Source organism: Sphingopyxis sp. LK2115 (assembly GCF_014595975.1).
GTDB lineage: Bacteria > Pseudomonadota > Alphaproteobacteria > Sphingomonadales > Sphingomonadaceae > Sphingopyxis.
Window position 1 is genome coordinate 40,570 of the sequence record NZ_JABWGQ010000036.1, and the last position, 18,807, is coordinate 59,376.

The window sequence follows — 18,807 nt, forward strand, 5'->3', positions numbered from 1 at the left end:
GAGATGGACCCCTGTCGTCGCGGGGGCACCGCGATAAAGAAGTGGAGCCGACCTTGCCCGTTCGCATCGAGCGAAGTCGACATGTCCATCGGTTGTGCACGGCTTCGGGGTGTTTCGACTTCGTTCGATGCGAACGGGAACAGGGCCGACTGCTTTCCATCACGACCCCACATTCCCAACGGTCAGCGGCGCGTTCGGCCATTGGCCGCGAATCGCAGGGGAATACATCGCCTCGACGCGCGTTGGCGGCAGGGTGAAGCGGCCCGATCCATTGAGCCGCACGACATATTCGACCGCGTGCGTGCCCGCGGGCATCCAGCCGAAATAGCCGCGCCAGCTGTCCTTGCCGCGCTCGACATAGCTCGGCTGCGCGCCCGATCCGCCCGCCTGGCTGCCCAGCATTTCGGACTGGCCGCCGAGATTGCCGACGATGGTGGCGCCGGGCGCGACGGGATCGCTGATCACCACCCAGGTCCGGCCCGCAGCCGCGATGACCTCGATTCGCACCTTGATGACGTCGCCGCGCGTCAGCCGGTCCTTGTTCGCCGCCTTGACGATGCTCACCGATCGCTTGATCCGGTAGCCGGCATTGAGCGGTTCCTTCAAAGGCACCGCCGCCTTGACGCTGACGGTGGCCCATGGCGACCCCGTGCCCCGGTGACTGAGGCTCATCGTCGCGGCGTTCAGCGCGACGCGAAGCGGCGAGGGCGGTTCGGCAGGAAGGGGCCAGCTTTGCGACGCGCTATGGCCCGCAAGGCCGATGGTGGTGACGCCGGTGATCGCGCTCGCCGGATACAGCTCGGCGAAGCGGCGGACGGCGACCGCGCCCCACGCATTCGCCGGGGTGGTGTCCCAATGGCCCTTGCGCTGGCGCTGCGCGACGCCGACCATCAGCTTGCCCGCGTCCTCCTCCCAGCCCTTGCGGCCGAGGACGGCTTCGAGCGCCTTGATCGCCATTTCGTCGCCGCTGACCATCATCCACCAGGGCGCGCGCGCATCGTCGACAAGGTCGAGCCGCGTGCCTTCATAGACAAGGCGCTTGCGCAGCTCGGCCTCGGCCGCGGTGCGCAGCGCAGCGGCGTTCCGCACCCCCGGCGTCCGTTCGATCGCGACGAGCCAGTCGGCGAGCGTGCCCGTCGCCATTTCGCCGGGGACCATGTCGACTGCGGCGACGAGGCGCGCGTTCGACGCATCGGCGCGTGCGAGCGCGGCGAGCGCGGCGATGCGCACGGGGCGAATGTCCCATGGGCCATAGCCGCGGCGCGTCAGCCGTCCCTCGACCACCGCTTGCAACGCCGCGATCATCCTGGCGCGCGACGTATCGGGGATCGCAAAGCCGTTCGCCGCGGTCACGCCGAGGACATAGGCGGTGAGCTCGATCGACCCTTCCATTCGCTCGTTCGGCCAATAACGGAGCAGCCCGTCGTCATCGAGATAGGTCGGCATCGCGCCTGCCAGCGCCTGCCATTGACCAAGGTCGCCCAGGGCCACCGCGCGCGACGTCTGCTGCTCGAAACAGGTATAGGGATAGGCGGCCATATAGTCGCGCACCCCGGCGAGCGGCGGCGCGAGCGTACCCGCGAGCGCGACGTCGACAGTCCCGCCGGGGAGCGCGCCCGCGGGGATTGCGATGGGCAGACTTGTGTTCGGCCCGACGCGCAAGAGGCTGGCGGCCCAGCTTTCCACGGGCACCGCGGGTTCGACGGCCTGCTCGAAAACCAGCCGGTCGCGCGCCTTGCCATCCCTTGTCGCCGCTTCGACGGTCCATTTCAGCGTCCCTGCCTGATCGGGCGCGGTAATCGCCCAGCTCACCGGCACCGCGCCGCCCGCGGGGATGGTCACCGTCAGCGGCGGCGCGGTCGCGATCGCGGGCGAGATCGTCGCGGTCGCGGTGACTTCCATCGCCTTGTCGGTGCCGTTGCGCAGCGTGAAGCGCGCGTCATAGGCGTCGCCGGTGCGGACCAGTTCGGGCAGCCCGGCGAAAACGCCAAGATCCTGCACGGTGCGCACGGTCATTTCGCCGGTCCCGAAAAGCTGCGACCCGTCGGTCGCGATCGCGACGAGGCGGAAACCCGAGAGATTGTCGCTGAGCGGCACGTCGACGCGCGCGCGGCCCCTGGCGTCGAGCGGGACAGTGCCTTTCCACAGCAGCACCGGCCGGAAATCCTCGCGCGTCAGCCCCGACAGGTCGCCGCCGCCCCCGCCGCCGGGTTCGAGCGCCTTGCGGCCATAGTGACGCTTGCCCACCACCTGCATCTGCGCGGTCGAGGTGAGCACGTCGAGCGTGCGGTCGCCCATCATCGCGGCGAGTATGTCCCAGCTTTCGTTGGGCGCGAGCTGGAGCAGCGCTTCGTCGACCGCGGCAAAGGCGACGTCGGCATTTTTCGGCGCCTTGCCGCCCGGCGCCTTGACCTCGATGTCGACCTTCGCGGTTTCGCGCACCGCATATTTTTCCTTGTCGGCCTTGACCTTGACGTCGAGCTGATGGCCTTCCCAGCCGACCTTGATGCGCGCGATGCCCATGCGATAGGCGGGCTTGGCGAGGTCGACCAGGGCCGTGGGCGGCGCGCCCTCGCTCGTCTCGATTCTGAAACCGACTGCGCGTTTCATCTTGCGGAACCAGCTTTCCCCGCCGGTGACGCGTCCGCGCACCGCCATCACCGACACATAGACGTCGGGGGCGTAGGTCGCGGGCAGCTTGACGTTGACGACGGGGTTGGTGCCCTTCAGCGGCACGACGAAGCTCGACAGCACGCCTTCGCGTTCGACGGTGACGAGTGCAGTCGCTTCGCGGAACGGCATCCGCACCTGGAAACGCGCGGTGTCGCCCGCGGCATAGCGCGGCTGTTCGGCGATCACGTCCATGCGGTCGCCATTGTCGCCGCCGAACCACCATTCGTCGCCGCCCGCGAGCCAGACCGAGCGCACCGCGCGCGCTTCGTTGCCGTCGGCGTCGCGCGTCGTCGCCACGACGGTGACTTCGCCCGACACGCCGGGCGCCATCGCGCAGCCGGCGCGGCCGAGCCGGTCGGTCGTCGCGGCGCAGCTCGCCGAAAGCTTCGCCGTGCGCATCTGATTGTCATAGGCATAGAAGCCGCCGATCAGGCGGCGGCGCGCGGTGATGATCTGGCGGCTGTAGAGCGCGACATCGACGCGCTGGCCGCGGATCGGCTTGCCATCCAAGTCGAGCGCGACGAAATTGAGGCGGAGGTCGTCGTCGCGCATCATCCAGCCGTCGGTCTTGACCCCCAGCCGCACCGCCGACGGATAGAGGGTGATGCGGCGGCTCGCCGTCAGCGTTTCGCCATTGGCATCCTCATAATCCATTTCGGCGGCCATGATCGTCGGCTCGCTGATCGGCTGATCGACGACGACGCTGGTCGACGCGGTTCCGTCGGCGCCGAGCGTCAGCGGCACCGAGCGCGCGAGCGGCAGCTCGCCGCCCGGTTCCTCGCCGCTGTCGTCGAGCTGGACGACGCCTTCCTTGACCGGTCGGCCGTCGAAATCCCAGTCGCGATAATCTTCGGGCGGTGACCAGGCGGCGCGGAAACTGGTGCGCAGTTCAACGGGGATGCCCGGCGCGGGGCCACCCGACAAATAGCCGACGAACAGGCTGAGCGGCACGGCGGCGGGGCGCACGAGCGCGCCTTTTGGGCCGGTGATCGCGGCCTTCATCGTCGGCAGGCGATATTCGTCGACGCGGACGCTCTGGCCGGTCCAGATGCTTTTGTCCTCGCCATCCTTGTCCCGGGTGACAAAGACCAGTTCATAATCGCCCATCGGCGCGGATTGCGGGATGTTCCACACGCTTTCGCCGCTGCCGCCTGCAACAATGGCGAAGGGCATTTCGAACTCGGTGTCCGATCCGCGGTGGACCAGGCGCAGCTTGCCCGCCATCGGTTCGGGGGTGCGAAAGCCAAGCCCGACGGGGCGGCGCAGCACATGCTTCATATGCACCGTCTCGCCCGCTTTCACGAGCGTGCGGTCGAAGATGGTGTGCAGGATGTCCTCGCGTTCGGACCAGCCATAGGGGAGGTCGAAATCATAGGGGCGGATGCCGTCGCCCCAGTCGGTCAGCGTGAAGCTGAAATCGTCGCCCGATCGCGCGCTGACCATCAGCGCATGTCCCTCGCTGTTCGTGGGGTCGGCGTCGGCTTTGCAGCTTGAATAGGTTTCGGGCTGCGGCAGGCCCGATGGAAAGGCGAGGCGCCCCGCCTTGTCGGCGGTGCCGCGCGCCAGCAGGCGACCGGTGCAGCTGTCGGAAACGCGGATTTCGGCGCCCGCGACGGGCTTGCCGGTGGCGAGCGAGGTGACCCAGGCGAGCGAGCCGTCGCGGCCCCATTTGAAATGCACCGCCATGTCGGTGACGAGCGCGGCGGTCGCGACATAGCGCGTCGCCTTGCGACCGAGCAGCGCGGCGCCGAGTTCGGGGCTCGCGACCTCGACGACATGGAATCCCTTTTCGGCGAGCGGGATGCCGATAACCTCGAACGCCTTGCCACCCGCGGGCGGGGTGAGCTGCATATCGCGGCGCTCGCCGCCCGACGGCGCGCCGTCGAACACCGATCTGGTGCCGGTGTAGTTGACGGTGATCGCCTTGCCGCGCGCGTCCTTTTCTTCGCGATAATCGCTGTCGTCGGCATCCTCGACACGGCGGAGCCAGCGCGCGACGGCGGCATCATCGTCACCGATGCGCAGCGTTGCGGCGGGCATTTTGAGATTCTTCTGCACCAGCGCCGATTCGACCCCGCGCACGGTGACGGGCAGCACACCGCCCTCGCTCGCTTCCAATATGCCGAACTCGGCGGCGAATTTGACCAGCGGCGGTGTGCGGTCGATGTGGAATGCAAGCGGAAAGTTCGACGCGTTGAGCAGCCGGCGGCCGCTCTGGTCGGTGAGGTCGGCAGGCAGGATCAGCCTTGCGTCGACATTTTGCGGCAACGGCCCGGCAAAGCGCACCTGCGTCAGATACGGGTCGTTGCGATCGTCGTCGTCGACGCTGGCGATGATCGTCTTTCCGTCGGCGGTGGCGAGCCTGGCCGCGAGCGCCGTGTCGCGTGCGACAGGCGCGGTAAAGCGAAGCACGACATCCTTGATCGGGTTGCACCCCGCCTGCGGATTGACGCGGCTGCACGTCATTTTCGCGGAGAAGGCGGGGCGCACGTCATAATCGAAGCGCTGGTCGCGGCCCGCCGTGCGGCCGGGAACACCGGCCTGGCTGATGCGCGCGTCCCATACGAGCGCCATGCTGCGCCCCGGCGGCAGCGGGCGGCGGCACTGGACCGCGACGATCCGGTCCAGTGCCGCGTCGCGCTCTGCCCCGGCGGCGGGCAGGCGCTGCGGCAGTCCGGCGTCATAGGTAAAGGACTGGCGCGACCAGTCATTTTCGCCGAGTCCGGTGAGGATGTCGGCCGCGGTCGCGCGCGGCAGCACGTCGAGCGGGATCTTCTCGCCGATGCCGTCGACGGCGCAATAGCCATAGCGGCCGACCGAAGCGCGGTCGGCGGCGACATTGGTGGCGACAAGGAAGACCTGCTCCTCCTCGATCCCGCCGCCGATCCCGCCGACGAGCACCGCGCGCGCCGAGGGGCCGCCGGTGTCGATCTCAAAGCGATCGTTACCCGCGACCGCGACGCCGCGCGCGGTGACGAGGCCTTGGCGAAGCTCGACATGGCAGCGAAGCCCGCCGGGCAGCGGCTTGTCGAACTCAAGCACCCAGGTGCGCGTGTCGACCCAGCGGGCGGTCGACGGGCGTTTGCAATCGTCGGTCGCGGGGGCCGCGGCGCGCGGGTCGCCGAGCGCGACCATGTCTTCGGAAAAGCGCAAGGTGAAGCGGGTGATCGTGCCGTCGCCGGTGCCGCTGCTGCCCGGCGTCGCGAGCGTGACCTGCGGGACGGTATCGGCGGCGGTCGCGGCCATCGCGAGCGTCAGCGGGATGATCAGCGCCAGTTTGACGCGGCTTGCCAGCCATTTGCCGAGCCTTTGCCACCCCGTCGTCATCGCCTGTCTCCCCTCGCTGGCCCGCACCTATCCTGCTGGAAAGACGGGGATGAGTCCACCCGTCGCGGCGCATGGTGCACCATTGATCGCGCGGCGGAAAAAGGCTGTGACGCCGGTCACAGACAATCAGGAGAGCCGCTGCGGTTTGCTGCCCTTCCCCTTGACGGGGGGAGGCAGCGAGACGTGCGAACTTGTTCGCCAGTCGCAGCGCCAGGGGTAAGGTTGCGTGCTGAAGCCCCGGTGCAAGGACGCGCCCTTGCCCTCATCCGGCGCCGCCTAGCCGCCATCGCGGCAAGGCTGCCTATCCTTGCCCCATCGAGGGGCAAGGCGGTTCATCATCGCGCGAGCATCGGGCCGAGTTTCTGCCCCGCAAAGATATGAACATGGAGGTGCGGCACCTCCTGGTGACTGTCGGGGCCGACATTGGCGAGCAGGCGGTAACCGGCGGCGACAAGGCCCTGGTCGCGCGCGACCCGGCCCACCGCGCGGACGAAGCCCGCGATCTCGGCGTCGCTGCCGCGCGCCGAAAAATCGTCCCAGCTGACATAGGCGCCCTTGGGGATCACGAGGATGTGCAGCGGCGCCTGCGGATTGATGTCGTGAAAGGCGAGCGCGAATTCGTCTTCATAGACGGTCTTGCACGGCAACTCGCCGCGCAGGATGCGCGCGAAGATATTGCTGTCGTCATAAGGCAGAGTGGCGTCGATCGGCATTGGGGGCTTCCCTTGTCCTCTATGTCATCCCGGCCTTCGCCGGGATGACGGATGGCGTGAAGAAACGGGTGGGTCGGATTTTCACGGGCGCGCGGCTTTTTCGGCGTGGCCCGAGGTGCCGTGGCGGCGGTCGAGTTCGGCGGCGATGGCGTCCCAGGTCAGGCCGCGTTCGGCGAGCAGAATCGAGAGGTGAAAGACAAGGTCGCTCGCCTCGCCGACCAGCGCGGGGTCGTCCTCGCTCACCGCGGCGATCACCGCCTCGACGGCTTCTTCGCCCAGTTTCTGCGCGATCTTGCCGCGACCCTTGGCGGCGAGGCTCGCGACATAGGAAAGCTCTGCCTCGCCCGCCGAGAGCCGGTCGTGGATGACCGCTTCGAGCCGTCCCAGCGTTTCGCCCATTGCCTTGCTCATCGCGATCATCCTTTCGCGGGGTGCCTACCGCGCCCCGTCGGCGCGGGCAAGCGCCGCCAAAATTACTGCGTCGTCAACCCTATTGAAACGCCTTGGGCTTAGGAATTGCCGCGCCGGGGGGCGGATCAATTCGGACAAGGATGATGAATATGGGCTCCCCCTCCCAGCTGTTTCTGGCCGCCACGGCCTCGGCGATCGCGATGTCGGCCAGCCCCGCGCTGGCGCAGGCCGACGGCGATGAAATCGTCGTCACCGGGTCGCGCATCGCGAAGAGCGAGTTTACCAGCGCCGATCCGATCCAGATCATCGATCCCGAAACCGCAAGGCAGCAGGGGCAGGTCGAGCTGGTCGGCGTGCTGCGATCCGCGCCCGCCGCGCAGGGGTCGATCCAGATCAGTTCCGCAATCTCGAACCGCTTTGTCGCCAATGGCGGCAATGATGTGCAGTCGCTGTCGCTGCGCGGGCTTGGCGCCGAACGCACGCTGGTGCTCATCAACGGCCGCCGCGCCGGGCCCGCGGGGATTCGCGGCGCGGTCGCGCCCTTCGACCTCAATGTGCTGCCGCTGTCGGTGGTCCGGCAGGTCGAGCTGCTCAAAACCGGTGCCTCGTCGATCTATGGGTCTGACGCGGTGGCCGGGGTGGTCAATATATTGACCCGCGACGAACTCGACGGCTTTGAAGGCGGGGGGTTTTCGTCGGTCACCGAGCATGGCGGCGGTGAAAGCCATGGCGCCGACGCAAGCTTTGGCAAGACGTTCGGCCGTGGCCATTTTTTTGCGACGGTCGATGTGTTTCGCCAGCGCAATCTGACGCGCCGCGACCGCGATTTCCTTTTCTGTTCGGAGGAATATCTGAAGCGCGAAGCCGACGGCAGCCGCGCCGACATCGTCGATTTCCGCACCGGGCAGCCCGCGTGCAGCAGCACGCTGGGCAATGCCATCCTGTTCGGCGATTTTTCGGGCGTCGACCAGAATGGCTTTCCGACCTTCGGACCGGGGCTGATCGCTCCGAACGGGCGGGCGATTTTTGCCGGCCAATATGGCGCCGAGTTCGCGGGCGTCGGCATCCCGATCAATGCCTATAATCCGATCGGCGTATTCGGCCCCGCCGATTTCTTCGGGGTCAATTTCGACGGGCCTTCGACGGGAGCGCTCAACCAGTTCGAGCCGGCCGAACAGGATATGGACGTATTTTCGTCCGTCAGCCGGCTGAGCGTCTTTGCCGATGGCGCGTATGAGGTGAAGGATGGCGTCACCGCCTATGGCGAGTTTCTGTTCAGCAACCGCAAGTCACGCAATAATGGTTTTCAACGGATCGAGCTCGACCAGTTCACCGGCGCGTCCTTCCTGCCGATGTTCCTGTGCGATCCGACGCAGTTCAATTGCGATCCCGGCGACCCCGGCGATCCGCTCAACGCCGAGTTCGGCGGCAGCATCATCCTGCGCCCGCGGGTGATCGTGACGTCGACGAGCGCGGCCGACGTCGATTATTATCGCGGCGTGCTGGGATTGCGCGGCGACCTTGGGGCCGGGTGGAAGTGGGACGTTCACGGCCAGCACAGCCGCTCGGACGCCAGCTATACGCAGGATGTCATCTATCGGGACGCGCTGGCGTCGCAGAGTTTGCGCACGCGCTCATGCATCGGCACGGTGACCGCGATCCGCGGCGCGGACTGCATCGACATCGACTTTACCGATCCGCGCGTGCTCAGCGGCGACTTCACGGCAGAGGAACGCGCCTTCCTGATGGGGCGCGAGACGGGGCGGACCTTGTTCGAGCAAAGCTCGGCCGAGGCGCTGCTGACGGGCAAGCTCTTCGACCTGCCTGCCGGGGCGGCGGGCGCGGCGTTCGGCGCGACGGTCCGCCGCGACGAAATCGACGATACGCCCGGCGCCGCGACGCTCGCGGGCAATGTCGCCAATTTCACCACGTCGGGAATCACCGCGGGGCGCACCGTCTCGAAAGAGGTTTTCGGCGAGGTCGAATTGCCGCTGCTCGAAGGCGTGCCGATGATCGAGCGGCTGACGTTGTCGGGGGCGGCGCGCTACACGCATGTCGAGGCGACGCGCCGCGACGGCGTGTCCGACCGTTTCAGCGATACGACGTGGAAGGTCGGCGCCGACTGGGCGGTGACCGGCTGGCTGCGCCTGCGCGGCACCTGGGGCACATCGTTCCGCGCGCCCGCGCTGTTCGAACTGTTCCTTGAGGATCAGACGGGTTTCCTGGGCCAGGCTGCGATCGACCCGTGCATCCAGACCGCGGCGCGGCTGGCGGCGGGGGCGATCAGCCAGCGCGTCTTCGACAATTGCGCCGCCGACGGCATCGCGCCCGACTATGCCGGGGGGATCGGCCCGGCGACGATCGTGTCGGGCGGCGGCATCGGGCGGCTGGCGCCTGAAAAATCGACCGCAAAGACGGTCTCGCTCGTCCTGACCCCCGATGTGTCGGGGGCGCTGTGGGGCGGGCTGCGCACGCGCCTGGCGGTGGATTATTTTGACATCGAAGTCAGGCAAGAGATCACCCTGCTGGGCGCGGGCAATATCCTGACCGGCTGCTATGATTCCGACTTCTTCCCGGACGAGCCGCTGTGCGGCCTGTTCACGCGCGCGACTGCCGGTCCCGATAGGGGGAGCGTCGCGAGCGTCACCGACCGCTATGTCAATATCAGCCGCCAGCGCAATCGCGGCGTCGACCTGTCGCTCGCCCTCGACCAGGATCTGGGCAGGCTCGGCTCGCTGGCGTTCCGTGCGCAGATGACGTGGCAGGTCGAGGACAAGGTCGCGCTGTTCCCCGGCACGGTGATCGACGACAATGGCACGATCGGCAATCCGAAATGGGTCGGCGATTTCACGCTTGGCTGGACGAAGGACAAATGGACGCTCTTCTATGGTCTCGACGTCACCGGCGCGGCGTCGAACAGCGAGGAATTGCTGCGCGCGCAGGGCGGCGATCCGTGCCGCACATCAAGCTTTCGTCCCGGTGGGCGTTTCTGTCCCGATGTCAGCGTGCCCGCGACCTTCTATCATTCGCTTTCGCTGAGCCGCGATGTCGCCGAGCGGTTCCGCATCACGCTGGGGATCGCCAACCTGTTCGACACGCCGCCGCCGCGGGTGTCAACCGTGGTGACCGCAACGCCGCCGGTGATCGGTCAGGCGCCAGCGTTCGGGACGCAATATGATTATCTGGGGCGGCGGATGTTCCTGAACGTGCGGGGACGGTTGTAGAGGGGGGGCTTCGGGGAAGCGGACGGGATAAAGCTCCGCCTCCGGCCGCGGCCGGTCGTTCTGCGTGCCGGCGATGATGGTCGGTCGCGAACCGGCCAGAGCCTACCCCGCTCCGCATCCCGCAAATGGCAGAATGGCCCGATAAGCCTCGACCCCCGGTGCGCCGCCGACGACCGCGCCCTCGGTCAGCAGCCAGTAATGGCGCACAATTTCCGCCTGCTGTTCCAGGCCATAGCGGGTGAGCGGCCAGCCGGGTTTCAGCGTGTAGCTGTAGGTTGCGAACGGGTGGCGCATCAGCACCAGATACCAGCGGCCGCGTGTCTGCGCCTGCCACACATGGGTCATTTCGTGGATGAACAGCCCTTTTAGTCGCCGCGATGCGGCGCTGAAATCGTCACAGTAAAGGTCGCCGTGCGGATTGAAATGCAGGTGGCCCATCGGCGCCATGACGACGTGGCGCGGCTGGAAAAAAGCCCATTTATGATGGTTCACGCGCACGCGGTCATAGGCGATCGCGTCGCCGAACACGCTGCGTGCGAGCGCGATTTCGCCGGTCGTCAGAGGTCGGGAAGAGCGCGGCATCACCGCCTCGTCATTGCGAGCGAAGCGCTGCGATCCACAGCGGTTTACGCCACGCTGGATCGCCGCGCCGCTTCGCGCCTCGCAATGACGGCGTGTCGAAAGCCACCCTTATTTCTTTGCGTCCGAAGCCTTCGCCGCGCCATGGTCCATCGCGCCATGATCGGCCGCTTCCGCCCCGCCCTCGGCGGGCTTGATCATCATGTCGAAGAGGATGCGTTCATTATTGTTGTTGGTGAACACAAACGCCATCGGCAGCTTGCCCGCGCGCACAGCGGCGCCATTGATGCCCCAGATCATCAGATGCTTTCCGCCCTGTTTGAAGACGAGTTCGCCCTTGGCGGGCACCAGCGCGCGGTCGAGCGGCTTCATCACCATCATTCCGTTTTCGCGCACGCTTTCGTGCATTTCGACCCGCTGTGCAAGGTCCGCGGTCACCGCCACCAGTTCGACGTCGCGCGGTCCGCCCTCGACGCGGAAATAGCCGACCGCAGGCCGATCGGGCGTCGCCCCCATCACGATATGGCCGCTGACGACATTGAGCTGCTGTCCCGCGCCCAGATTTTCGCCACAGCCCGTCAGGCTGAGCGAGGCGGCGGCAAGGGCGGCAAGAGCGAGGGGTTTCATTTCGGGAGGACTCCGTAAAAGCGCGACATTTTCATATCCCCGATAAGCCTTCAAAGCCCTTGTGCCAAGGATTAGCGCACCTATATCGCGCCCATAAACCCCCACGGGATTCAACTGACGGCGTGCCTTTTCAGGGCGCCGAAGAAGCAACAAGGACGAGTATAAATGGCCAAAGTGATCGGGATCGACCTCGGCACCACGAACAGCTGCGTCGCGGTGATGGAAGGCGGCAAGCCCAAGGTTATCGAAAATGTCGAAGGCACGCGCACGACGCCGTCGATTGTCGCCTTTGCCAAGGATGGCGAGCGGCTGATCGGCCAGCCGGCGAAGCGCCAGGCGGTGACCAACCCCGAAAACACCATCTTTGCGGTGAAGCGCCTGATCGGCCGCCGCTTCGACGATCCCATGACCAAGAAGGACATGGAGCTGGTCCCCTATTCGATCGTCAAGGGGGCGAACGGCGATGCGTGGGTCAAGGCGGGCGGCGAGGATTATTCGCCTTCACAGATCAGTGCCTTCATCCTTCAGAAGATGAAGGAAACCGCCGAAGCCTATCTGGGTGAAAAGGTCGAGCAGGCGGTGATCACCGTTCCCGCTTACTTCAACGACGCGCAGCGCCAGGCGACCAAGGACGCGGGCAAGATCGCGGGCCTTGAAGTGCTGCGCATCATCAACGAGCCGACCGCGGCGGCGCTCGCCTATGGCCTTGACAAGTCGGAGAACAAGACGATCGCGGTCTATGACCTTGGCGGCGGCACCTTCGACATTTCGATCCTCGAAGTTGGCGATGGCGTGTTCGAGGTGAAATCGACCAACGGCGACACCTTTCTGGGCGGTGAGGATTTCGACAGCAAGCTTGTCGAGTTCCTCGCTGACACCTTCAAGAAGGACGAAGGCATCGACCTGCGCAGCGACAAGCTCGCGCTCCAGCGGCTGAAGGAAGCCGCCGAAAAGGCAAAGATCGAATTGTCGTCGGCGGCGACGACCGAGGTTAACCTGCCCTTCATCACCGCCGATGCCAACGGGCCGAAGCACCTCGTCAAGACGATCACGCGCGCCGACCTTGAACGCCTTGTCGAGGATCTCGTCAAGCGCACGCTTGAACCGTGCAAGAAGGCGATCAAGGACGCCGGGGTCAGCGCCAAGGACATCGACGAAGTCGTGCTGGTCGGCGGCATGACCCGCATGCCGCGGGTGCGCGAAGTCGTGAAGGATTTCTTTGGCAAGGAACCGCACACCGGCGTCAACCCCGACGAAGTCGTCGCGATCGGCGCGGCGATCCAGGCGGGCGTGCTGCAGGGCGACGTCAAGGACGTGCTGCTGCTCGACGTGACGCCCCTCTCGCTTGGCATCGAGACGCTGGGCGGCATCATGACCAAGATGATCGACCGCAACACGACGATCCCGACCAAGAAGAGCCAGGTCTATTCGACCGCCGACGACAATCAGTCGGCGGTGACGATCCGCGTGTTCCAGGGCGAGCGCGAAATGGCGGCGGACAACAAGTTGCTCGGCCAGTTCGACCTCGTCGGCATCCCGCCGGCGCCGCGCGGCGTGCCGCAGATCGAGGTGACCTTCGATATCGACGCCAACGGCATCGTGTCGGTCCATGCCAAGGACAAGGGCACCGGCAAGGAACAGCAGATCAAGATCCAGGCTTCGGGCGGCCTTAGCGACGCCGACATCGAGCAGATGGTCAAGGATGCCGAGCGGTTCGCCGAAGAGGACAAGAAGCGCCGCGAGGCGGCCGAGGCGAAGAACAACGCCGAGAGCCTCGTGCACACGACCGAGCGCCAGCTCGCCGAACATGGCGACAAGGTCGACGGCGCGCTGAAGTCCGAGATCGAGGCTGCGATCGCCGAAACCAAGACCGCGATCGAGGGTGGCGACGCCGCTGCGATGACCGAAAAAGCGGGCGCATTGGCGCAGGTCGCCATGAAGCTGGGCCAGGCGATCTATGAAAAGGAACAGCAGGCCGCAGCATCGCCCGACGCCGGCGCCGACAAGGGCAAGGCTGACGAAGATGTGGTCGATGCCGAGTTCTCTGAAGTCGAAGACGACAAGAAATAAGGATGATCTTCACCCGTCATGCCAGCGAAGGCTGGCATCGCTTTCGGCAAGGCACCGCCCGACCGGCAGCGACCCCGGCTTTCGCTGGGGTGACGGGTTGAAGAAGGGGCTTTGACGCATGTCGCTCGACATCGATTATTACGAATTGCTCGAATGCGATCGCAGCGCCGACGAAGCGACGCTGAAGGCAAGCTATCGCAAGCTGGCGATGAAATATCACCCCGACAAAAATCCGGGGTGCAAGGATAGCGAAGCGCGTTTCAAGGCAATCAGCGAGGCCTATGACTGCCTGCGCGATCCGAAGAAGCGCGCGGCCTACGACCGCTTCGGCAAGGCCGGCGTCAATGGCGGCGGCGGGTTCGGCGGTGGACAGGGTGCCGATTTCGGTGACATTGGCGATATTTTCGAATCGATTTTCGGTTCGGCGTTCGGCGGCGCGCGACAGCAGCGTGGCCCGGCGCGCGGCGCCGATCTGCGTTACGACATGGAGATCCGGCTTGAGGACGCCTTCACCGGCATAACGCGTGAGATCGAGGTCGATGTCGCCACGCGCTGCGACGCTTGCGACGGATCGGGCGCGAAGCCCGGCACACGCACGCATCGCTGTTCGACCTGCGGCGGACATGGCAAGGTGCGCGCGCAGCAGGGATTTTTCATGGTCGAGCGCACCTGCCCGGCGTGCCAGGGCGCGGGCGAGGTCATCGCCGACCCGTGCGCGCAGTGCCATGGCGAGGGCCGCGTCGACCGGCGCAAGCGGCTCACCGTCACCATCCCGCCGGGGGTCGACGAAGGGACGCGCATCCGCCTGTCGGGTGAGGGCGAAAGCGGCGCACGCGGCGCGGCGCCGGGCGACCTTTACATCTTTCTGCACATGGCGCGGCACAAGGTTTTCGAGCGCGAAGGCACGACCTTGTTCACGCGCGCGCCGATCAGTTTCACGACCGCGGCGCTCGGCGGCTGCATCACCATTCCGGGGCTCGACGGCCGCAAGCACGACATTGCGATCCCGGCGGGAATCCAATCGGGCAAGCAGCTTCGCCAGCGCGGCGCGGGGATGCCGGTGCTCAACGGCCGCGGCCACGGCGATCTTGTGATCCAGATCGACGTCGAGACTCCGACGCGGCTGACCGCAAAGCAAAAGGAGTTGTTGCAAGCGTTCCGGGAGACCGAAACCGGCGAGGAATGCCCGGCAAGCCAGGGTTTTTTCGGTCGCATCAAGGATATGTGGGACGATTTGACCGATTGATCGGCAACGCGACGCATTTCGGATAGCCGCCATGGTTCGGGGCGCAGGGCTGGACAAGCCGACGCCGCTCTGGTGAAGCACGCGCATGGCCGAGGTCAAACTGCATCCCGACTGGATCGCCCGCATCGGCGGCGAGTTTGCGCAGCCCTATATGGCGGCGCTCAAGCAATTCCTTGCCGACGAGCGCGCCAAGGGCAAGACCATCTATCCGCGACCGCGCGACTGGTTCGCGGCGCTCGACGCGACGCCGCCGGGGCAGGTACGCGTCGTGATCCTGGGGCAAGACCCCTATCACGGGCCGGGGCAGGCGCATGGGCTTTGCTTCTCCGTTCAGCCCGGCGTGCGCGTGCCGCCGAGCCTCGTCAACATCTATAAGGAATTGCGCGACGATCTGGGCATCGCGCCCGCGCCGCACGGCCATCTGGCGCATTGGGCGCGGCAGGGCGTGCTGCTGCTCAACAATTGCCTGACGGTCGAGGCGGGACAGCCGGCGTCGCATCAGGGCAAGGGGTGGGAGAAGTTCACCGACGCCGCGGTCGCCGCGGTCGCCGCCGATCCGGCGCCCAAGGTGTTCATCCTGTGGGGCAGCCATGCGCAGAAGAAGGCGGCGAATGTGCCGGGGCTGGGGGCGGGAAGCCCGCACATGATCCTGCGCGCGCCCCACCCTTCGCCGCTGTCGGCGCACAACGGCTTTTTCGGGTCGCGGCCGTTCAGCCAGGCCAATGCCTTCCTCGATGCGCACGGTCGCGGCGCGATCGACTGGCGCCTGCCCGACAGTCCCGGCGCATGAGCCTGGCGGGGTGAACCTGCTCGCGGATCCGGTGACGCTGGCGGCGCTGATCGCCGCGGTGATCCTTCTTGGGATGGCGAAGGGCGGGCTCGCAGGCGTCGGCGCGCTCGCGACGCCCGTGGCGGCACTCGTGCTGCCGCCCGCGACCGCGGCGGCGCTGCTGTTGCCGATCCTGATCGTTCAGGATGTGATCAGCGTCTGGTCGTTCCGCAGGACGTGGGACGGGTGGATCATCGGCTGGATGCTGCCCGGCGCGGCGCTCGGTATTCTGGCGGGCTATGCTTATGCCGAGCGGGTGAACGAGGCACAGCTGATGGCGGCGCTGGGCGCGATCACGCTCGCCTTCGGCCTCTATCGCCTGTGGGTCGAGCGCGGCGGGCGGATCGTCGCCGCATCGCGCTCGCCGGGATGGGTCGGGACGATCTTTGGCGCGATCATGGGGCTGACGAGCCAGATCGCGCACGCGGGCGGGCCGCCGTTTCAGATGTGGGTGGCGCCGCGCAAACTGCCGCATCTGAGCTTCATCGGGACGAGCGCGATCCTTTTTGCCATCGTCAACTGGATGAAGGTGCCTGCCTATTGGGCGCTCGGCGCCTTTCCGCACGACGTCGTCGTCGCGGCGATGCTGCTGATGCCGCTCGCGATCGTTTCGACGCTGCTCACGGTGCGTTGGATGAAGGCGATGCAGCCCGAGCGCTTTTATGCGCTCATCTATGGGCTGATGGTGCTGCTTGGCGCGAAGCTGCTCTGGGACGGGCTTGGCGGATGAGCGTGCCCGTCATCCTCGTCGATGCCGACGCCTGCCCGGTGAGGGAGGAAATCTATCGCGTCGCGTGGCGGCACGGGGCCAAGGTCAAGGTCGTGAGCAACAGCCGGCTGCGCGTGCCCGACCACCCGCTGATCGAGCGGGTGGTGGTGTCGGACGGTTTCGACGCCGCTGACGACTGGATCGCCCAAGCGGCCGACGCGCAGAGCATCGTCGTCACCGCCGACATATTGCTCGCCGATCGGGCGCTGAAGGCGGGGGCGAGCGTGCTTGCCCCCAATGGCAAGCCGTTCACGCCGGCGTCGATCGGCCCTGCAATCGCGATGCGCGCCATCATGGCCGACCTGCGCGCCGGGATGGGCGACGGATTGGGCGGGCCGCCGCCTTTTTCAAAGGCCGACCGCTCGCAATTCTTGCAGGCGCTCGACGCGGCGCTGGTGCGGCTTCGGCGTCGTCCGGCTTGACCGCGCGGTGCGGGCGCGACATGCTTCGCGCCATGGCTCACCGCTATACGAGCTTTGCCGATTTCTGGCCCTTTTACCTGCGCGAGCACAGCAAGGCCTCGACGCGCGCCCTGCATTATGTCGGGACCAGTCTGGTCGTTGCGATTGCCATCGGCGTCGTGCTGTCCGGGCGCTGGGGTTGGCTGATCGCGCTGCCGGTTGCGGGCTATGCCTTTGCGTGGGTCGCGCATTTCGCGGTCGAGAAGAACCGGCCCGCCACCTTCACCTATCCGCTGTGGAGCCTTGCCGCCGATTTCAGGATGTGGGGGCTGTGGCTGACCGGGCGGCTCGGCCCCGAACTCGACCGCGCGGGCGTGGCGCGGCACAATTGATAAGCGCAAGCCAAAAGGCGCGCTGATCCCAGCCAAGGAGACATTGCCATGACCGTCAACCGCGCATCCGCCCGCTACGAAGGCTTCGGCAAGGAGGGCAGGGGGTCGATCACGACGCGATCGGGTGTGCTTGATGAACAGCCCTATGGCTTTGGCACGCGCTTCGAGGGGCAGCCGGGGACCAACCCCGAGGAACTGATCGCTGCGGCGCACGCCGCGTGCTTCACCATGGCGCTGTCCTTCGGGCTCGCGCGTGCGGGCTATTCGGGCGACACGCTGGAAACGAGCGCGGCGGTGACGCTGGAGCAGCGGGAGGGCGGCTTTACGATCACCAAGTCGGCGTTGACGTTGAACGCCAAAGTGCCGGGGATTGGTGCCGAAGAGTTTGCGGCGCTCGCCGCCGAGGCGGAGAAAAATTGCCCGGTGTCGAAGCTGCTCGATTGCGAAATAACGCTCGAACATCGTCTGGAGAATTAGGCGCGCCGGGCGGCGATAAGCGCTTGATCTAAACCGCGCTTGAGCTTTCATAAGATGCTCCATTGATTCGCAATGGAGCCCCGATCATGCTGCACCAACCCACCGCCCCCGCGTCCGATTCCGTCCATGTCGGCGACGAATCCGCGTCCGATGCCTTTCTGGCGCGTTATCTGGCGCGGATCGGCTATCGCGGCGCGCCTGCGCCGACGCTCGACGTGCTTGCAGCGTTGCAGGCGGCGCATATCGCGGCGATTCCGTTCGAGGCGATCGACGCGCTGACCGGCGCCGGGGTCGACATCGGCGCGGCGGCGGTCGAGGCCAAGCTGATCGGTCGGCGGCGCGGCGGTTATTGTTTCGAGCAGAACGGCCTGTTCCTGCGCGCGCTGCATGCGATCGGCTTCGATGCCGAGGGGCTGATCGGCCGGGTGCGCTGGATGCTGCCCGACGATGCGCCGCCGACGCCGCGTTCGCATATGGTGGTGCGCGTCAGGATCGACGGCCGCGCCTGGCTCGCCGACGTCGGCTTTGGCGCCGCCGTGCCGCCACAGCCGCTGGCGATGGACGATGAATCGCCGCAGCCGACGCGCCACGAAAGCTATCGCATCGTCCGCCACGGCGCCGAATGGCAGGTCGCGGCGCTGATCGAAAGCGAATGGCGGACGCTCTATCGGATCGAGGACGCGCCGCCGCCGGCGATCGATTATGAGGTCGGCAACTGGTACACGTCCGCGCATCCCGATTCGCATTTTCGCCACCAGCTGATCGCCGCCCGGACGAGCGCCGAGGCGCGCTATGGCCTTCGCGACAATCGGCTGACGGTGCGGCTGGCCGACGGGCGGATCGACCGCCGTCACCTGACCGCCGACCAGATCGAACGCGTGCTGGCGGAGATTTTCCTGCTGCCGGTCGCGCGCCACTGGCGCCCGGCGATCGAGCGTGCCGCGACCGCCGAAATCGCCGGATAGCAGCCGCGATCACCTCCTTTTATCACGATGGAAGACGCGTTCGGGAAGCGCGGCGCGACCCGACTCGGCTGCTTGTCCCCTATCACGACCTCAAGGCCGACCGG

Annotated in this window: 14 protein-coding genes; 9 read left to right on the forward strand and 5 right to left on the reverse strand. The window is 66.6% G+C overall.

Annotation, left to right across the window (positions count from 1 at the left end; translation table 11 throughout):
* Positions 1-159 precede the first annotated feature (159 nt).
* The 3 genes from HUW43_RS05915 to HUW43_RS05925 all read right to left on the reverse strand — a co-directional run bounded on the left by HUW43_RS05915 (position 160) and on the right by HUW43_RS05925 (position 7,124).
* On the reverse strand, positions 160-6,000 hold the full coding sequence (locus HUW43_RS05915) for an alpha-2-macroglobulin family protein (protein WP_223181322.1): 5,841 nt from the start codon (positions 5,998-6,000) through the stop codon (positions 160-162).
* A gap of 335 nt (positions 6,001-6,335) precedes the next feature.
* Positions 6,336-6,713 (reverse strand): histidine triad nucleotide-binding protein, encoded by a 378-nt coding sequence (locus HUW43_RS05920; RefSeq protein ID WP_188236512.1) that lies wholly within the window; start codon positions 6,711-6,713, stop codon positions 6,336-6,338.
* Between the two features lie 81 nt (positions 6,714-6,794).
* Complete coding sequence (locus tag HUW43_RS05925) at positions 6,795-7,124, reverse strand: phosphoribosyl-ATP diphosphatase (RefSeq protein WP_188236513.1); 330 nt, start codon at positions 7,122-7,124, stop codon at positions 6,795-6,797.
* A gap of 149 nt (positions 7,125-7,273) precedes the next feature.
* On the opposite strand from HUW43_RS05925, the gene HUW43_RS05930 reads away from it, so the two are divergent.
* Positions 7,274-10,348 (forward strand): TonB-dependent receptor domain-containing protein, encoded by a 3,075-nt coding sequence (locus HUW43_RS05930; protein ID WP_188236514.1) that lies wholly within the window; start codon positions 7,274-7,276, stop codon positions 10,346-10,348.
* Positions 10,349-10,450: 102 nt separating this feature from the next.
* Here HUW43_RS05930 and HUW43_RS05935 read toward each other — a convergent pair whose 3' ends face one another.
* Together HUW43_RS05935 and HUW43_RS05940 are read right to left on the reverse strand one after the other, a co-directional pair.
* Entirely contained in the window at positions 10,451-10,930 is a 480-nt protein-coding gene (locus HUW43_RS05935; RefSeq protein ID WP_188236515.1) for a vgr related protein, read from the reverse strand.
* A 108-nt stretch (positions 10,931-11,038) separates the two neighbouring features.
* Entirely contained in the window at positions 11,039-11,554 is a 516-nt protein-coding gene (locus HUW43_RS05940; protein WP_188236516.1) for a copper chaperone PCu(A)C, read from the reverse strand.
* Between the two features lie 165 nt (positions 11,555-11,719).
* Between HUW43_RS05940 and dnaK the strand changes: the two genes are divergently transcribed.
* The 8 genes from dnaK to HUW43_RS05980 all read left to right on the forward strand — a co-directional run bounded on the left by dnaK (position 11,720) and on the right by HUW43_RS05980 (position 18,703).
* A complete protein-coding gene (gene dnaK, locus HUW43_RS05945) occupies positions 11,720-13,624 on the forward strand; it encodes a molecular chaperone DnaK (protein ID WP_188236517.1) in 1,905 nt (634 codons plus the stop codon).
* Positions 13,625-13,742: 118 nt separating this feature from the next.
* Positions 13,743-14,870, forward strand: a complete 1,128-nt coding sequence (gene dnaJ / locus HUW43_RS05950; protein ID WP_188236518.1) for a molecular chaperone DnaJ — start codon at positions 13,743-13,745, stop codon at positions 14,868-14,870.
* Positions 14,871-14,955: 85 nt separating this feature from the next.
* Entirely contained in the window at positions 14,956-15,660 is a 705-nt protein-coding gene (gene ung / locus HUW43_RS05955) for a uracil-DNA glycosylase (protein ID WP_188236519.1), read from the forward strand.
* Between the two features lie 10 nt (positions 15,661-15,670).
* Complete coding sequence (locus HUW43_RS05960; RefSeq protein WP_188236520.1) at positions 15,671-16,429, forward strand: sulfite exporter TauE/SafE family protein; 759 nt, start codon at positions 15,671-15,673, stop codon at positions 16,427-16,429.
* Positions 16,426-16,890, forward strand: coding sequence for a YaiI/YqxD family protein (locus HUW43_RS05965; RefSeq protein WP_188236521.1), 465 nt, complete (start codon positions 16,426-16,428; stop codon positions 16,888-16,890). The genes HUW43_RS05960 and HUW43_RS05965 overlap by 4 nt, the downstream gene beginning before the upstream one ends.
* 32 nt (positions 16,891-16,922) lie before the next feature.
* Entirely contained in the window at positions 16,923-17,261 is a 339-nt protein-coding gene (locus HUW43_RS05970) for a DUF962 domain-containing protein (protein WP_188236522.1), read from the forward strand.
* Between the two features lie 48 nt (positions 17,262-17,309).
* Positions 17,310-17,738 (forward strand): OsmC family protein, encoded by a 429-nt coding sequence (locus HUW43_RS05975; RefSeq protein ID WP_188236523.1) that lies wholly within the window; start codon positions 17,310-17,312, stop codon positions 17,736-17,738.
* A gap of 86 nt (positions 17,739-17,824) precedes the next feature.
* A complete protein-coding gene (locus HUW43_RS05980) occupies positions 17,825-18,703 on the forward strand; it encodes an arylamine N-acetyltransferase family protein (protein WP_188236524.1) in 879 nt (292 codons plus the stop codon).
* Positions 18,704-18,807: the final 104 nt, after the last annotated feature.